The sequence below is a fragment of the Sphingomonas sp. CL5.1 genome, from assembly GCF_013344685.1.
Taxonomy (GTDB): Bacteria; Pseudomonadota; Alphaproteobacteria; order Sphingomonadales; family Sphingomonadaceae; genus Sphingomonas.
In genome coordinates, this window is sequence record NZ_CP050137.1 from 2,898,187 (window position 1) to 2,913,770 (window position 15,584).

Consider the following 15,584-nt stretch of genomic DNA (forward strand, 5'->3'; position numbering starts at 1 on the left):
GCGCCTAGGAGAGGAAACGAATGGCGCGCCCATTGGCCGGCATCCGGGTGCTTGAAATCGCGGCTTATGTATCCGGTCCTTACGCTGGGTCGTTGCTCGCGGCGCTTGGTGCCGAGGTCGTAAAAATCGAGCCACCTCAGGGAGATGCCTTCCGCATCGGCCGTGGAACGGAAAGCCCGTTCTTCGCGCAATATAATGCCGGCAAGAAAAGTGTCGTCGTCGATCTGAAGGCGGCCGAAGGAATGGAGGTGGCGCGCGCGATGGTGCCGCGCTTCGACGTGCTGATCGAAAATATGCGCCCCGGCAAACTCGCGGCGCTGGGTCTAGACCCCGATGCGTGCCGTGCGCTCAATCCTTCTCTGATCTATACCTCCATATCCGGGTTCGGATCGGGCGGCCCGTGGGCCGATCGCCCCGCTTACGATAGTATTGGTCAGGCTTTGGGCGGCTTCTACACGATCATGAACGATGCCGGCAAAGTTCGGCTTACCGGCACCTGCATCGCCGATCTCGTGACGGCGATCGGGTCGACGCTCGCCATTCTGGCCGCGCTCGTCGGGCGCGGACAGAAGCAGGGCGCGGGAATGCATATCGAGACTTCGATGTTCGAGGCCATGTCGCTGTTGACGATCGACGCTATGACGCAGGCGCTGCATGCGAATATCGATCCGGTCCGCGAAACCCGTCATCCACAGGCGCAGAATTTTTGCCTCAGAACCGCTACGGGCGACTATCTTGTGGTGCATCTTTCTTCCTCCCAGAAATTCTGGCGCGGGTTGATGGAAGCGATCGGGCGGCCAGAATTGGCTGATGATGCCCGCTTTTCTACCTATCAATTGCGTGCAGAACCGGAGCGGTTCGCAGAGATAAAGGCGATCGTGGAGGAGGCGGTCGCCCGAATGCCGCGCGACGAGTGCGAGCGTCGGCTGGCCAAGGCGGACGTGCCATTCGCGCCGGCGCTGACGATGCGCGAAATCGCGGATCACCCGCAGATGCGTTGGCTCGGTATATTGGGCGGAAACGCGGCGAAGCATCGGCTGGTCGATCCGCCGTGGCGTCTTAATGGCGAACGTCCGCGCCGGACACCACACGTTCCCGAAATTGGCGAGAACACGTGTGACGTGTTCGCAGAGTTCATTGATCCGAAGCGGTTCGCGAAGCTTACGGAGCAGGGGATTATTGGCATCGCCCAGAACGAGAAGTAATTGTCGCACGCCTGTTCCTGCGGAGAGGGCCATCGCTATTCGCAACGAATGTAATCGATATGGAGGCCGTCAATGTATCTGGAAAATGTAGAATCGCTTCTTGGCCACCGTCGCTCCTTTCCGGTGCAGTCTCCATCAGCATTGGGTCTTGGGTCGCTGATCGATGCATTGGGAACCCGTGATTTCGAGAACGAGCTGGCACGGCAATTGATGGATATGTTCCATTCGGAATATATTCATATCTGCCATTTCCCGGCGGGACAGGTTCGTATGATAAACTCGATGTCGGAGGACGGAAGTTGTCGCGCACAGGAACAGAGCGCAGCGTATTTCCGGCGGCAGATGTGGGATTTCGATCCGACTATCGCGATCGGGAAACAATGGGACGAGGATGCGCCGATTCTGACGGCTCTCGATATCCATCGGCCGGAAACGCGTGAATTGAAAGAATTTTACGATGAGCTTGCCATAGGCGAACGCATTGTCGCTTATGGCAAGGGAGTGGGCGGTCATCTCGGACTTAGCGTTGTTCGAACGCGGGCGCGAGGCGCATTTACGGGCGAGGAGCGCGCGCGCATCGGTCTAATTGGTGAGATCGCATTTCCTCTTCTCGCGCGTAATTATAACCTGCTAAATGAGCGGCACATATTCTCGTTGTCGCTGTCGTCACTGGAGTTGATCGAAAACTGCCTGGCGCTTTCCGGGCATAATATACCCCGTCGGGAAGCACAAGTGATAGCCCGTATGCTTTACGGAATGACGTGCGAAGGGGCGTCGATCGACCTGTCGATCGCATTCGAGACTGCGGTGACCTACAAGAAGCGATTTTACCGTCGCTTCAATCTTGGCGGCTTCCGTGCGTTACTTACCTGGTATCTGGGCACCTTCGCCGGGACATGCCATCTGCTGGGCAGTCGGCAATATCATTGAACATCAGGCGATCTTTGCATGAAAAGCGATGGTCCTTCCCGAAACCGATCGTTCCGTTATCCGGTAGCCCTTTCTAGATTGCTTCGGCAAAGGACTTCCCCGGCAGGCGGGCGGCGTCCGTTTTCGGAAGCGGGGCGGCATGAATTCGCTGCAATCGGAAAATCAGTTCTTCGCCGCGTCCGTCGCGTGCTGGCTGGAAGCATTTGAACAAGCACTTGCAGCCAGCGAGCGAAGCGCGCTCCTGAAGCTTTTTGTTGAGGAAAGCTGCTGGCGCGACATGCTGGCCTTTACATGGAATATCACGCCGCATGAAGGTCGCGGTGCAATCGTCGATGATCTGCTGCGGACGCAGGAGATCGTCAGGGCACGCTGGTTCCGAATCGCCCCGGGGCGCACGCCACCCCGGCGCGTAACCCGGTTGGGCGCGCGGGTGATTGAGGCGATCTTCGAATTCGAAACCGAGCAGGGGTTGTGCCACGGCGTGCTACGACTGCCGACCGACCGGCCTGGGCAAGCATCTGCATTGGCGACCTCGCTCACCGACCTGAAGGGATATGAAGTTCCCGTGGAGGATCGCCGCCCGACTGGCGCTGCCTATTCGCGCAATTTCGGCGGCGCCAACTGGTCGGATCTTCGCCTGCGCGAGCAGGCTTATGACGACCGCGAACCCTATGTCGTGATCGTCGGCGGCAGTCAGTTCGGTATAACCTTGGCGGCGCGACTTCGCCTGCTAGGCGTGGACGCGCTGGTGATCGAACGCACACCGCGCATCGGTGACCAGTGGCGCAACCGTTATCATTCACTGGCGCTGCACAACCAGGTGGGTAAGAACCACTTCCCTCACATCCCGTTTCCCCCGAACTGGCCGAAATATCTCTCGAAGGACATGCTGGCGAATTTCATAGAATTCTACGCCGGCGCGATGGAATGTAACGTCTGGACCGGTACAACCTTCGTCGGCGGCGAACATGACGCGGCAAGCGGAATATGGAACCTGCGCGTGCGGCGGCAGGATGGCAGCGAGCGCATGCTGCATCCGGCGCATCTCGTTTTCGCGAACGGCTTCCTGGGCGGCAAGAAGAGGCCGAACGTGCCGGGACTGGACGATTTCCGCGGCGATATCCTGCATACCGAAGATTATTCATCGGGCGCCGCGTATAAAGGCAAGCGCGCCCTGGTGCTGGGCACCGGCACCAGCGGACATGACTGTGCGCAGGATCTCCACGGAGCGGGCGCCGATGTGTCGCTGATCCAACGCGGCCCTACCACTATCGCCAGTGTCGAGGCGGCCTGTTTCAGCGATGCGCTCTATCTCGAGGAGAAGTTGCCGCTGGAGGACGCCGATCTAATCAGTGTGGTCGCGACGTTCAGCATGGTGCGCAAGGGGTTCCAACTCGCCACGCAGCGCATGAAGGCGCACGATCAGGCTTTGCTGGACGGGCTGGCGGCGCGCGGCTTCAAGCTCGATTTCGGGCCGGACGACGCAGGCTATCAGATGAAGCTGCGCACCAGCCATGGCGGCTACTATCTGAACTGCGGATGTTCCGACCTGATCGTGAGCGGCGAGATCGGCCTGATCCAATGGGACGATGCCGACCGCTTCGTTGCGGACGGTCTGCTGATGAAGGATGGTCGCGTCGAACGTGCCGACCTGCTTGTCACCGCCACTGGCTATTACACGCAGGACGAGGTTGTCCGGCAATTGCTGGGCGACGGGATCGCCGATCGGGCTGGCCCGACCTGGGGCATCGGCGACAATGGCGAGTTGCGCAATATGTTCGTTCCTACACCCCAGCCGGGTTTGTGGTTCGTTGGCGGCGGTCTGTCGCAGAATCGCGTTTACAGCCATTATCTGGCGCTACAGCTCAAAGCGCGGGAGCTGGGGCTGGTTACCTAGCACGTGAGGACGCGCCGCTGAGCAGGAATGATTTTCAGCGGATGGTGCTTGTCTCCACGGAGGGTGTTTGTGAGCCGAGTCTATATCGCTGGCGTCGGGATGACCAAGCTGGGTAAATTCCCTACACTTTCAGTCACGGATCTGGTGCAAAAGGCCGTCCTTGCCGCACTTGCGGATGCCGGCCTCGAACTAAAGGCTGTCGAGGCCGCATGGTTTGCCAACTCCCGGCAAGGCCAGATGGAGGGCCAGAATTCGGTTCGTGGGCAATGCGCTCTTCGTTCGATGGGTTGGCAGTCCAATGCGATCGTGAACGTCGAGAATGCTTGCGCCGGCGGTAGCACCGCTTTCAATCAAGCGATGGTCAGCATTCTCGCTGGCCAATATGACATCGTCATTGCCGTGGGCGCTGATAAGCTCTTCTACCCTGAAAAGAAGGAAGCTATGTTTAATGCTTTCCGAGGTGGAGCAGACGTCCATCTCGTTGAGGAGACTTTTGAACGCCTCACATCTCTTGGAGCATCTATCGTCCCCAGCGATATAGTCTCAGACATAGATATCAACGCAACCGGTCGTAGCTTCTTCATGGATATATATGCTGGCATCGCCCGCCAGCATATGGCGCAATTTGGAACGACGCCAGAGCAGATCGCCGCCTCTTCCGCCAAGAACCATAGCCACGCACTTACCAACCCTTACGCGCAGTATCATATGCCAATGTCCGTGGACGATGTCCTGGCGGATGCGCCCGTCGTTTGGCCATTGACGCGCGCCATGTGCGCACCGATCGGTGATGGTGCCGCGGCTGTTGTGCTTGTGAGTGAAAAGGCCGCTAAACAACTTGGATCCGGTCGATTAATCGACATTGCTGCCTCTGTGATCGTGTCAAGTTCTGACCGCGAGCCAGGCGATTATGACCAGCACGCCGGGAGATTGGCCGCATACAAGGCTTACGAACGGGCCGGCGTCGGACCCAGCGAGATGAATGTTGCCGAAGTGCATGACGCCACTTCCTTTGCGGAAATCCTGCAAATCGAGAATCTTGGTCTATGCGCTCGCGGAGAAGGTGGGCCGGCTACGCAGGCTGGCGAGACCACTCTCGGTGGACGGATTCCCGTTAACGTCTCGGGTGGGCTTGTTTCCAAAGGGCATCCTATTGGTGCCACAGGTCTTATCATGATTCATGACATCGTTATGCAGCTTCGAGGAGAGGCCGGGAGAGGTCAGGTCGAGGGTGCTCGCTTCGGCATCGTGGAAAATGGCGGCGGCTTCTGGGGCGTCGAGGAGGCTGCGACCGCAGTTCATATTCTTGGCCCGGCGGCAAGTTGATGAGCGGGCGATATTTCGCAAAATCCTTCAAACCTATCCAGAATTATTTCAGAATTAAAACTTACCATCTCTAATTTGTTATATTGCGCTCAAATAGTTCAACGAGAAAGTCAACGAACACGCGAACGCGTCTTGAAAGGCTGCGGCTACCTGGAAACACGGCGTAGAGCGGTGCAGGAGTGAGTATCGGGCCAACCTCATAATCTGGCATCACCCGGCATAGCCGCTTTTCCTGCAGCAGATCCTGCACCATCCATTCCGGCATAACGATTAGACCCATTCCGTGATCGGCTGCTGTCACGAGGACAAGGCCATTGTCGGAGGCGATATTGCCGCGCGCCGCTATCGTGGCGGTTTCGCCGTCACGCGTGAAGGTCCATGATTTTCCATAAGATTTTGCTCTGAACAACAGGCAATTGTGGTGCAGCAGGTCGTCTGGCTTTTCCGGCGTGCCGTGCTTTTCAAGATAGGCTGGTGAGGCGCAGAGGATGCGCCGGCTGGGGCTGAGGCGGCGCGCGACCAGCTCAGAATCCGGCAGTTCTCCGATCCAGATCGCCACGTCGATATGATTGACGACGGGATCGGGCCGTTCGTCGCTGACGATGATTTCCAGTTCCAGCGCCGGGTATTTCTCCAGCAGGGCAGGCAGGGCGGGCACGACTACCGTTGTCGCGGAGGAGGTGCGCAGCGCGACCCGCAACAACCCATCGACGCCTTCATGCGCGGAACGGGTCTCGGATTTCGCCAGCTCCAACTCACGGGAAAGCGCCTTGACGCGCTCGTAATAGCGACGACCTGCCTCGGTGAGCGACTGGTTGCGCGTGTTGCGGTTGATCAGCCGCACTTCCAGATCGTCCTCGAGCTGGGCGACCTGCCGCGCGATCGAACTGGCTGATTTGTTTAAATCCCTTCCGGCCGCGGAAAAACTTCCCGCCTCGACGACGCGGATGAAGACGTGAATATTGTTCAACTCGTCCATCGTTCCTCAGACTTTCGGTTGCGCGACTTTGTTATCTTTGCCTTCGTTCCATTGCCAAGGAGCGTTGCGGGGAGGCCTTTGCATATTGCGACATGCTCCTTCCCGCCAAACGTCATTTTCCCTTGCTGACGCGCTTGATACCGTTTCCACCCTAGATTGGCGAAGCTGGGCTGATGATGCTGGATTTGACGGGGAAAGTTGCATTCGTGGCCGGCGCCGGATCGAATGGCGACGGCTGGGGCAACGGCCGCGCGACCGCCGTTCTGCTCGCCAGACAGGGAGCGAAGGTGTTCGGAACCGATTTGCGCGCGGAAGCACTGGGCGGCACCACGCGCGCGATGCAGGACGAGGGGCTGGAAGGCTGGGCTTCCACCAGAGCGGACATGACGGTCGCTGCGCAGGTTGAGGCTGCCGTCGCTGCATGCGTCGAGCGTTTCGGGCGTATCGATATTCTGGTCAACAACATCGGCGGCAGCGCGCCGGGCGATCCGGTCTCCATGGCCGAGGAGGTCTGGGACGCGCAGATGGACATGAACCTCAAGACCGCGTTCCTCGCATGTAAATACGTCCTTCCGGTGATGGAATCCCAATTCGGGCAGGAGGGAAGGGGAGGCTCGATCGTCAACGTATCGAGCATCGCGCACATGAGTTCGCAGGTTGGGGGCCGGATCCATGTCGCTTATGCGGCGGCGAAGGCCGGCATCATGTCGTTCAGCCGCGCGACCGCCATCGCTTATGTAAAGAAGGGCGTGCGTGTGAATACGGTCGTGGTCGGTATCATGCATACGCCGCTGGTCGAGTCGCGGCTGATGATACAGCTTGGTGAGGCTGATGCCGCCGCGCTCGTCGCTAAACGTAACGCCAGCGTGCCGATGGGGCGCATGGGAGATGCCTGGGACGTCGCGAACGCAGTGTTGTTCCTCGCGAGCGATGAGTCCAGCTACATCACCGGCACGCAACTGGTCGTCGATGGCGGCGTCACAGCGGCGCGCTAGGAGGAATCCGGATATATGGCTCGACTGGCGATGCCCGCGGATCACGATCTTACCCAGCAGCAGAAACGTGCGTGCGACGCCGTGATCGCCGGGAAACGCGGGAAGGTACCCGCGCCGATGGTGGCGTGGCTGCGCAACCCCGAACTGGCGAACCGCACGCAAGCGCTCGGGGAATTGTTACGCTACGAAACGACCCTGCCGCCGGAGTTACTGGAACTCGCGATCATCGTCTGCGCGCGCCATTGGAGTGCGCACGTCCAATGGCGCGCGCACGCGGCCTATGCGCGTGATGCCGGGATTGAACCGGCGGTGATTGCGGCGATAGCGGACCGTCGCACCCCTGAATTTGTCGATCAGCGGCAGCGGCTGGTCTATGATGTCGCGATCGCGCTGTTGGCGAGCGCGCGCGTGCCGCTTGCCCTTTACGAGCGGGCGGTTGCCCAGCTCGGCGAGCGCGGACTCGTCGAACTGGTCGTGCTGCTCGGTTATTATTGCATCGCGTCTTTCACCCTGAATGCGTTCGAGCTGGGCTTGCCTGAATCGGCCGCGCGGGAACTCGGGGATCCCGATTACCCCGCGACCTGAGCGGTCGTGTGCAGCAAATGGAGCGTCTGTGTTCCCAATCGAGTTCCTGAGGCGCGCGGCGCTTGCGTACCAAGATGCGGTGGCGGTGATCGACGGCGCGCGCACATGCACCTTTCGCACGCTTGTCGCGCGCGCTGATGCGTTCGGTCGGGCCTTGCAGAAGGTTACGGGGAAAGAGCGCCCCGTCGTGGCGCTCCTTGGCCCGAACAATATCGAGATGCTGGTCGCGGTGATGGCGATCCACGCGACGGGTGGGGTGGTGGTGCCGCTCAATGGACGCAACGCGACGGTCGAACTCGACGGCCAGATCGCCTTCGCACGGCCTGATATCGTGATCGTACATCAAGGATATCTCGATAAATTGTCCGCGCCGGGCGTCCCGGTGGTGATTGCGGACAGCCCGCCGGACAACCCGCGCTCGCTTGCCGCGCACGAAAGGCAAGGAGAGGGCGAGCGGCCAATCTGGACGGCGAGCCTCCACGACGTCAACGGGATCAAGTTCACCGGCGGCTCCTCCGGCAGGCCGAAAGGGGTGCGGCAATCGTTTCGCTGCATCAACAATCTGGTGGCGAGCGTTCTCCTCGCCTTCGACTTCCAGCCCCATGACCGTTTCCTGTGTGCCGCGCCGATGACCCATGGTGCTGGCGCATTCCTGTTGCCGATCCTGTCGCGGGGTGGCTGTATCGTACTGTCCACCGACGCCAACCCGACAACTTTGCTCGACCTGATCGAGCGTGAGCGGATCACGGTAACGTGGGTGCCGCCAACCCTGCTCTACAAGCTGATCGACGAACAGAAGGCGTCGCCTCGCGACATTACCTCCTTGACCCATCTGATCTGGGGCGGGGCGGCCGCAGCAGTCGCGCGGCTGGAGGAGGCGAGGGAGGTTTTCGGCCCGGTGATGGAGGTGATCTATGGCCAGACCGAAGCTCCGTTGATGCTCGCCGCTGGTCGGTCGAATGAGATGCAGGGCGCCCGTATCGCCTCGGTCGGACGCCCGGGTCCGCTGGTTGAGGTCGCGATCCTCGATCAGGCCGGCAATCAGGCGGAGGCCGGCCATATCGGCGAAATCTGCGCGCGCGGCGACCTGTTGATGGACGGCTATCTCGACATGCCGGAAGAAACCGCCGCAACGATCCGAGACGGCTGGCTGCACACCGGGGACCTCGGTGCGTTCGACAATCAGGGCTTCCTCTACGTGAAGGGGCGCATCCGCGATGTCGTCATTACCGGCGGGTTCAATGTCTATCCGTCCGATGTCGAGGAAGCGATCGCGTCCCATCCCGCGGTGGCGGAAGCGGTGGCGTTCGGTCTGCCTGACGATCATTGGGGAGAGCGGCTGGAGGCTATGGTGGAATTGCGTGACGGTTCCGACGTGATCGCGCAGGCGATCCTCGATCATTGCCGTGATCTGCTGGGCGCGGTGAAGACGCCCAAACGGCTTCACATCGTCGGCTCATTGCCGCGCAGCCCGGTGGGGAAAGTGCTACGGCGCGAGGCGCGGGCGGCGGTGATGGCGGCTGGGTAACAGCGGAAAGGCGCAATGGTGGACGAAGGCAAATCCCACCCGCAGCATGCGACCGTCCGGCCGGATTGGCTGGCATCCTATACCGAGGAGGTGATCGACCCCGGTCAGGCGCTCATCGATGCGCATCACCATTTCTATGACCGGCCCGGCGCGCGCTATTTGCTACACGACATGCTGGACGATATCGCTTCGGGCCATGATCTCCGCGCGACCGTTTTCGTACAGGCGCGCGCCATGTATCGGGCAAGCGGGCCTGAGGAAATGAAGCCGGTTGGCGAGACGGAATTTGCCAATGGCGTAGCCGCCATGTCGGCGAGCAGCGGCTATGGCCCGACGCGCTTCTGCGCCGGGATCATCGGCAGCGCGGACCTGATGTCGGGCGATGCCGTGCAGCCGGTGCTGGAGGCGCATGTCGCTGCCGCGCCGGCGCGTTTCCGTGGCATCCGCCATACGGCTGCCTGGGATCGCGACACCTCGCTGCTCAACCCGGCATATACGGTCAGCGAGGAGATGCTTGACACGCCGGCGTTCCGCGCCGGTTTCGCCCATCTCGCGCCGCTCGGTCTCAGCTTCGACGCATGGTTGTTCTTCCACCAGCTTCCGCGCCTTGCCGACCTCGCGCGGTCGTTCCCTCAAACAGCGATCGTTCTCGATCATTGCGGCGGGGTGCTGGGCATCGGCCCGTATCTTGGCAAGGGTGACGAGGTGTTCGCGCGCTGGCTCGCCGGGATGCGTGAGCTTGCCGACTGTTCGAACCTGTCGGTCAAGCTCGGCGGGCTGGGCATGCGGATGTGCGGCTTCGGCTTCGATGCGCGGAGTCGGCCGGCATCGTCGCGAGATCTGGCGGAGGCTTGGCAGCCATGGATGGAAACGGCGATAGAGCTGTTTGGCGCAGGCCGATGCATGTTCGAAAGCAATTTCCCGGTGGACAAGGGAAGCTATGGTCACGTCGTGGGATGGAATGCGTTAAAGCGCGTCGCGGCCGGCGCGAGCCAGGACGAGCGCGACGATCTGTGTTGGCGCAGTGCGGCGCGTTTCTATCGACTGGATGCCGTCGAAACAGGCCGCAGAGCGGAGCGCTGGGTGAGCACAAATGCCGGTCAATGACTTCGATACCCGGTTCGGCGATCCGGCGGTGGCGGCCGGGATGGCGCGACGCTTTCCTCAATTCCATGGTGCCGCGCGTGATTTCTGGAATACGGCGCTCGCGGATGGCGCATTGACGCAACGGATGCGTGAACTCGTGCTGCTGGCGATCTTCGCCTCGCCCGCAGGCTACGATCAGCCGATGGTTGATGCGCAGTTAGAGCGCGCGGAGGCGGCCGGCGCCTCCCCGGAAGATATCGTCGACGTGCTGATATCGGTGGCGGGCATCGCCAATCACGCTCTCTACATGGCCGTTCCTTTGGCGGAAGAGCATTTCCCGCCGGATGAAATCACAGCCGGTATTGATGCGCGCGCGCTGGCTTCCGCCGCTGCGACAAAGGAGGAATTCATTCGTACACGAGGTTTCTGGAACAAGGAACGCGATGTGCTGGCCCGGGCGATGCCCGATTATTTCCTTGCGTCCGGCGAATTCTCGATGACGGCGACGAAAAGCGGATCACTCTCGATCAAGGAGCGCGAAATGATCTTCCTTTCGATCGATGCGTCCGTTAACCATATGTCGGAACCCGGATTGGATATCCACTATCGGAATGCCCGCAAGGCGGGTCTGACATTCCGCGAGGTGGCGGCCGTGCTGAAGATCGTCGGCGTGGTCGGCTTGCTTTCCTATATCAATTCGGCGCCGAGGCTCACGCGGTAATCGACCGCCGGCCTTTTCATTCCGCGCACAAGTGCTTGGCTCGATCAGCCGGTCCGGGTGGACCTGAATGCCTGTAAGCATATGGCAGGGCGCGAACGGCAGAGGAGCTTATGGGACGGCTGAGAGATAGGGTGGCGATCGTCGTCGGCGCCGGGCAGATGGCGGGCGAGTCCGTCGGCACCGGGCGCGCAACCGCGCTTCGTTTCATGCAGGAAGGCGCGCATGTCCTCGCGGTTGATCGCGATATCATGTCGGCGGAAGAAACGCTTGAACTGGCGGGTGTCGATCGCCGGGATTCGTTCGTCGTACAGGCCGATGTTACGGTCACGCCGAGCCTCGAAGCCGCGGTCGCCGCCGCGGTCGCGAAATGGGGCAGGATCGATGTGGTGTTCTACAATGTCGGCGTCGCATTCGCGGGCGGCGACCGTCCGCTGGAGGAGATCACCGACGATATCCTCGACCGGATCGGCGCGATCAACCTGCGCGGCGCGATCATGACGGCGAAATATGCGATTCCGGTAATGCGGGCGCAGCGCTCCGGTGTGTTCCTCAGCCTCTCATCGGTTTCGGCGATCGAGACCACGCGGCCGAATATCGCCTATCGTATCAGCAAGGCGGGGCTCACCGCCTTCACGCAGCAACTGGCGGTGCAGAACGCCGCTTATGGTGTGCGAGCCAACTCGATCCTTCCGGGCATGATGGACACGCCGATGGCGGTGGATCAGCGAGTGGCGTTGCTTGGCAAGTCCCGCGCCGAACTGGTCGCCGAGCGCTCGGCGCAGGTGCCGCTGCGTGGCAGAATGGGGACGGGCTGGGACGTCGCCAATGCCGCGCTGTTCCTGGCGTCGGACGAGGCCGACTTCATCACTGGTGTCGCCTTGCCCGTGGACGGCGGAATGCTTTCGCGGATTGGCTGGTAGCGGTCGCTCGGAAAGGAGGTAACGCGATGGCTTTTCCGTATGCGGAAAGCATGCAACGTCTGATCGACAAGGACGAAATTCGCGACGCCATCGTACGCTATGCGCACGGCGTCGACCGGGGCGACTGGGAGATGGTCCGTTCGGGCTACCATCCGGACGCCTATGACGCGCATGGCGAATATTGCGGTGGCGTCGATGGATTGCTCCGATGGCTGGACGAGCGTTTTGCCGGCGTCGACAATTCCATGCACTTCCTTGGGCAGAGCCTGTTCGAATTTGCGGGACCCGAACTGGCGCTGGTCGAAACTTGTTTCGTGAGCCATCGGCTCCGCGCGCCCACAAGCGCGGAAGCATCCGACCTCGCACCGGATGATGCGATCGTCCGGGAAGGGTGGGGGCGCTATGTCGATCGTTTTGAACGGCGCAATGGGCAGTGGCGCGTCGCCCACCGGACAGTGGTGATGGAGGCGATGAGCAGTGCGATCGGGCGTGGCGGCAGGCGAAAGACCGGGCCGCAGCGCTGGAGCGACCGGAAGGGCTCGGACCGGGTGAACGAACTGCGCGTGGAGATTTTCGGCCGTGGCTGAGGCGCGGGCGCCGAAACCCCGGATGGCCGGCAAGGTGGTTCTCGTCACTGGCGCCGCGCGCGGTATCGGCGCCGAAACGGCCCGTTTGCTTGCGGCGGAGGGGGCGCGTCTCATGCTGGCCGATATGCTGGCGGAATCGCTGCAGGCGTTGGCGGATGAACTCTCCCCATCAGCCGATTGGTGTGAGGCAAATATTGCCGAAGAGGCATCGGTGGCACGCATGGTGGAGATAACCTTGCGTCGGTTCGGCCGGATCGACGCGGCGGTACTCAATGCAGGCGTAGCGGGAGAACTGCGGCCACTGGTCGAATATCCGACGGAAACCTTCGATCGCGTTGTCGCGGTAAACGTGCGCGGCACCTGGCTGTGCCTCAAGCATGTGATGAAGGCGATGGCGCGCGGCGGAGGCAGTGTCGTCGTCACCGCATCGGCCAGTTCCGTGCGCGCCGTGCCAAATATGTCGGCGTATGTGGCTTCCAAACACGCTGTTCTCGGCTTGATGCGCGCCGCGGCGATGGAAGGAGCCGCGAGCGGTATACGCGTCAACAGCGTAAATCCGGCGACGGTGGATACACCGATGGTCCGTGAGATGGAAACCGGCGGCACAGGTAGCGCAAATCAGTTGGAAACCAAGACCCGCCTCATTCCGCTGGGGCGACAGGGCACGACGATGGAGGTGGCGCGCATGATCCTGTTCCTCGCCAGCGATGAGGCAAGCTTCTGTACTGGAGGTGTCTATATGGTCGATGGCGGCGTGACCGCCGGTCGCGCGGCGTAAGCTCGGCGATGCAGCGATTGCATGGAAAGACCGCGCTGGTTATCGGTGCCGGAAGCGTTGCTGCCGGATGGAGCAATGGGAAGGCCGCTGCGGTGCAATATGCGCGCGAGGGCGCGCGTGTTATATGCTTCGACATCAGCGCCGAGGCCGCCGGCGAAACCGCGCGGCTCATCCGCGCGGAAGGCTTCGAAAGCATTGCTATCGTGGGCGATGCCGCAAAAGGCGAAGATGTGCGGCGCGCGATTGACGCCTGCCTGTCCGCCTATGGCAGGATCGATATCCTCCACAACAATGTCGGCATCGTCGTCAATGGTGGGGTGGTCGATCTTCCCGAAGAAGAGTGGGACCGCGTTTTCAACATCAACCTGAAAAGCTGCTATCTGGCGATGAAACACGCCATTCCAAAAATGATCGAGGGGGGTGGTGGCGCGATCGGGAACGTATCATCGATTTCCTCGATCCGTTTTCTGGGAACGCCCTACGCATCTTATTATACTTCCAAAGCTGCGATGAACCACCTGACGCGCGTGACCGCAGCGGAATTCGCGCGGCATCAAATACGCGTCAATGCCATCCTGCCCGGCTTGATGGATACGCCAATGGCGGTTCTCTCCGCGATGAACAATCATGGTGTCGAGGCAGATGCCATTGCGGAGGCATGGCAGCGGAAGAGCGAACGCATTCCGATGGGCTGGATGGGTGATGCCTGGGACCTCGCGAAGGCCGCCGTATTCCTGGCGAGTGACGACGCCCGTTTCATCACCGGCGTTTCGCTGGTGGTGGATGGCGGCCTGACCTTGCGAAGTTAAACATGCAGTCTGCCGAAATCAGGAAGTGCTGATGACCGAAATCCGCGTCGTGACATCATCGGGTCTTGCGATTGCCGCTGACGTTGAGGGGCAGGGGGACGTTACCGTAATCCTCGGTCATGGTGGGGGGCAGACCCGCAACGCATGGCGACGTCTTTCCGCGTTTCTCGCCGAACGCGGCTATCGTGTCATCCGTTATGATCTGCGCGGGCATGGCGAAAGCGATTATGCGCCGGACGGCGATTATCACCTGCCCGCGTTGGCTTGCGATCTCGCTGCTATCGTTAGTTGGGCCGATAGCCCGGTCGCATTGGTGGGTGCGTCTTTGGGTGGTCTAGCCGCCTTTTACGCGCTGGGGAGCGGCATTATCTCGTCTGCCATGTCATTGGCGCTGGTGGATATAGTGCTGCGACCAGCGGCAGAGGGAACCGCGCGTGTGCGCACGTTCCTGGATGCTCACCTAGAAGGCTTCGATACGGTCGAAGCGGCCGCGGAAGCGGTTGCCGCCTACAACGCCGGTCAGGCGCGCCCACCGTCGATCGCCGGACTGCGCCGCAATCTGCGGATGGCCGAGGACGGTCGCTGGCGCTGGCATTGGGACCCGCGCTTTCTTCGGCAGGCGGATTCGATCGAGGAGCGGGGCGAACTACTTATGTCTGTGGCATCACGTGTAGCCGTCCCCGTGCGTCTGCTCCGCGGTGGAGCGAGCGAGATGGCAAGCGATGCGGCCATTGCTGAGATGGCAGCCTCGATCCCAGACTTTTCGGTCGAGATCGTCGCGGGTGCGGGCCATATGGTGTCTGGTATGGCGAATGATAGATATGCTCCGGCGGTGATCGCTTTTTTGGAACAGACGACGAGATTGGTGGCGAAGAAAAATCCAGACCGGTTTTGAAGAAAGCACCTCGAACGCCAGGCCGGGGATCAATAGATCGGCCAGCAATCCTTTCTGCAACGCGTCGATCGACGCGGGCGTCAATGCAATTTTCTTCGCCACAACCGACTCCGGGTCGGCTCCCCGTGCGGATAAAATCATGGCGGAAATCATGGCGGAATAGCCGTCCAGCCCAGTCTGGCCGAGGCGAGCCGGGTCTAGCTGACGTAGCGCCTGAATCTGCCGTAACGTTTTGCACTGGAACCGAATCTAGAGGACTCGGCTGGCTGGGGCGGCAGGATTCGAACCTGCGTATGACGGTACCAAAAACCGTTGCCTTACCGCTTGGCGACGCCCCAGCATC

General features: G+C 61.0%; 15 protein-coding genes and 1 tRNA gene. 14 read left to right on the top strand and 2 right to left on the bottom strand.

The genetic code is table 11. The features are described from left to right. Positions 1 to 20: 20 nt before the first annotated feature. From F9288_RS14000 to F9288_RS14015, 4 genes are all read left to right on the top strand, one after another. On the top strand, positions 21 to 1,205 hold the full coding sequence (locus F9288_RS14000; RefSeq protein ID WP_174837353.1) for a CaiB/BaiF CoA-transferase family protein: 1,185 nt from the start codon (positions 21 to 23) through the stop codon (positions 1,203 to 1,205). A 72-nt stretch (positions 1,206 to 1,277) separates the two neighbouring features. Then, positions 1,278 to 2,135, top strand: a complete 858-nt coding sequence (locus F9288_RS14005) for a hypothetical protein (protein ID WP_174837354.1) — start codon at positions 1,278 to 1,280, stop codon at positions 2,133 to 2,135. Positions 2,136 to 2,274: 139 nt separating this feature from the next. Beyond that, entirely contained in the window at positions 2,275 to 4,032 is a 1,758-nt protein-coding gene (locus F9288_RS14010; RefSeq protein ID WP_174837355.1) for an NAD(P)/FAD-dependent oxidoreductase, read from the top strand. Between the two features lie 69 nt (positions 4,033 to 4,101). Beyond that, a complete protein-coding gene (locus F9288_RS14015) occupies positions 4,102 to 5,358 on the top strand; it encodes a thiolase family protein (protein WP_174837356.1) in 1,257 nt (418 codons plus the stop codon). Between the two features lie 70 nt (positions 5,359 to 5,428). Here F9288_RS14015 and F9288_RS14020 read toward each other — a convergent pair whose 3' ends face one another. Beyond that, on the bottom strand, positions 5,429 to 6,337 hold the full coding sequence (locus F9288_RS14020; RefSeq protein WP_174837357.1) for a LysR family transcriptional regulator: 909 nt from the start codon (positions 6,335 to 6,337) through the stop codon (positions 5,429 to 5,431). 173 nt (positions 6,338 to 6,510) lie between these two features. Between F9288_RS14020 and F9288_RS14025 the strand changes: the two genes are divergently transcribed. The 10 genes from F9288_RS14025 to F9288_RS14070 all read left to right on the top strand — a co-directional run bounded on the left by F9288_RS14025 (position 6,511) and on the right by F9288_RS14070 (position 15,241). After that, the gene (locus F9288_RS14025; RefSeq protein ID WP_217482532.1) at positions 6,511 to 7,332 is read left to right on the top strand and encodes an SDR family NAD(P)-dependent oxidoreductase; all 822 of its coding nucleotides are present in this window, start codon (positions 6,511 to 6,513) and stop codon (positions 7,330 to 7,332) included. A 15-nt stretch (positions 7,333 to 7,347) separates the two neighbouring features. Next, positions 7,348 to 7,917, top strand: a complete 570-nt coding sequence (locus tag F9288_RS14030) for a carboxymuconolactone decarboxylase family protein (protein ID WP_174837358.1) — start codon at positions 7,348 to 7,350, stop codon at positions 7,915 to 7,917. Next, a complete protein-coding gene (locus F9288_RS14035) occupies positions 7,847 to 9,445 on the top strand; it encodes a class I adenylate-forming enzyme family protein (protein ID WP_254620889.1) in 1,599 nt (532 codons plus the stop codon). Before F9288_RS14030 ends, F9288_RS14035 begins: the two co-directional genes overlap by 71 nt. 15 nt (positions 9,446 to 9,460) lie before the next feature. Continuing rightward, positions 9,461 to 10,552, top strand: a complete 1,092-nt coding sequence (locus F9288_RS14040) for an amidohydrolase (RefSeq protein WP_174837360.1) — start codon at positions 9,461 to 9,463, stop codon at positions 10,550 to 10,552. Further along, positions 10,539 to 11,252 carry a carboxymuconolactone decarboxylase family protein gene (locus F9288_RS14045; RefSeq protein ID WP_174837361.1) on the top strand — a complete coding sequence of 238 codons (714 nt, stop codon included), beginning with the start codon at positions 10,539 to 10,541 and terminating at the stop codon, positions 11,250 to 11,252. Before F9288_RS14040 ends, F9288_RS14045 begins: the two co-directional genes overlap by 14 nt. Before the next feature lie 131 nt (positions 11,253 to 11,383). Further along, entirely contained in the window at positions 11,384 to 12,172 is a 789-nt protein-coding gene (locus F9288_RS14050; RefSeq protein ID WP_217482533.1) for an SDR family NAD(P)-dependent oxidoreductase, read from the top strand. Positions 12,173 to 12,222: 50 nt separating this feature from the next. Next, positions 12,223 to 12,759, top strand: coding sequence for a nuclear transport factor 2 family protein (locus F9288_RS14055; RefSeq protein ID WP_174837363.1), 537 nt, complete (start codon positions 12,223 to 12,225; stop codon positions 12,757 to 12,759). 22 nt (positions 12,760 to 12,781) lie between these two features. Beyond that, positions 12,782 to 13,537 (top strand): SDR family NAD(P)-dependent oxidoreductase, encoded by a 756-nt coding sequence (locus F9288_RS14060; protein ID WP_174837364.1) that lies wholly within the window; start codon positions 12,782 to 12,784, stop codon positions 13,535 to 13,537. A gap of 8 nt (positions 13,538 to 13,545) precedes the next feature. Next, positions 13,546 to 14,346 (top strand): SDR family NAD(P)-dependent oxidoreductase, encoded by an 801-nt coding sequence (locus F9288_RS14065; protein WP_174837365.1) that lies wholly within the window; start codon positions 13,546 to 13,548, stop codon positions 14,344 to 14,346. Between the two features lie 31 nt (positions 14,347 to 14,377). Further along, positions 14,378 to 15,241: an alpha/beta fold hydrolase gene (locus F9288_RS14070; RefSeq protein WP_174837366.1), complete on the top strand. Its 864-nt coding sequence runs from the start codon at positions 14,378 to 14,380 to the stop codon at positions 15,239 to 15,241. A 263-nt stretch (positions 15,242 to 15,504) separates the two neighbouring features. On the opposite strand, the gene F9288_RS14075 is transcribed toward F9288_RS14070, so the two are convergent. After that, positions 15,505 to 15,579: transfer RNA gene (locus F9288_RS14075), tRNA-Gln, on the bottom strand. Positions 15,580 to 15,584 lie beyond the last annotated feature (5 nt).

Excerpts from the sequence above, each read along its gene's own strand:
- F9288_RS14000 (WP_174837353.1), top strand. The coding sequence starts at position 21 with ATGGCGCGCCCATTGGCCGGCATCCGGGTGCTTGAAATCGCGGCTTAT.
- F9288_RS14005 (WP_174837354.1), top strand. The coding sequence starts at position 1,278 with ATGTATCTGGAAAATGTAGAATCGCTTCTTGGCCACCGTCGCTCCTTT.
- F9288_RS14010 (WP_174837355.1), top strand. The coding sequence starts at position 2,275 with ATGAATTCGCTGCAATCGGAAAATCAGTTCTTCGCCGCGTCCGTCGCG.
- F9288_RS14020 (WP_174837357.1), bottom strand. The coding sequence starts at position 6,337 with ATGGACGAGTTGAACAATATTCACGTCTTCATCCGCGTCGTCGAGGCG.
- F9288_RS14025 (WP_217482532.1), top strand. The coding sequence starts at position 6,511 with ATGATGCTGGATTTGACGGGGAAAGTTGCATTCGTGGCCGGCGCCGGA.
- F9288_RS14030 (WP_174837358.1), top strand. The coding sequence starts at position 7,348 with ATGGCTCGACTGGCGATGCCCGCGGATCACGATCTTACCCAGCAGCAG.
- F9288_RS14035 (WP_254620889.1), top strand. The coding sequence starts at position 7,847 with ATGCGTTCGAGCTGGGCTTGCCTGAATCGGCCGCGCGGGAACTCGGGG.
- F9288_RS14040 (WP_174837360.1), top strand. The coding sequence starts at position 9,461 with ATGGTGGACGAAGGCAAATCCCACCCGCAGCATGCGACCGTCCGGCCG.
- F9288_RS14045 (WP_174837361.1), top strand. The coding sequence starts at position 10,539 with ATGCCGGTCAATGACTTCGATACCCGGTTCGGCGATCCGGCGGTGGCG.
- F9288_RS14055 (WP_174837363.1), top strand. The coding sequence starts at position 12,223 with ATGCAACGTCTGATCGACAAGGACGAAATTCGCGACGCCATCGTACGC.
- F9288_RS14060 (WP_174837364.1), top strand. The coding sequence starts at position 12,782 with ATGGCCGGCAAGGTGGTTCTCGTCACTGGCGCCGCGCGCGGTATCGGC.
- F9288_RS14065 (WP_174837365.1), top strand. The coding sequence starts at position 13,546 with ATGCAGCGATTGCATGGAAAGACCGCGCTGGTTATCGGTGCCGGAAGC.
- F9288_RS14070 (WP_174837366.1), top strand. The coding sequence starts at position 14,378 with ATGACCGAAATCCGCGTCGTGACATCATCGGGTCTTGCGATTGCCGCT.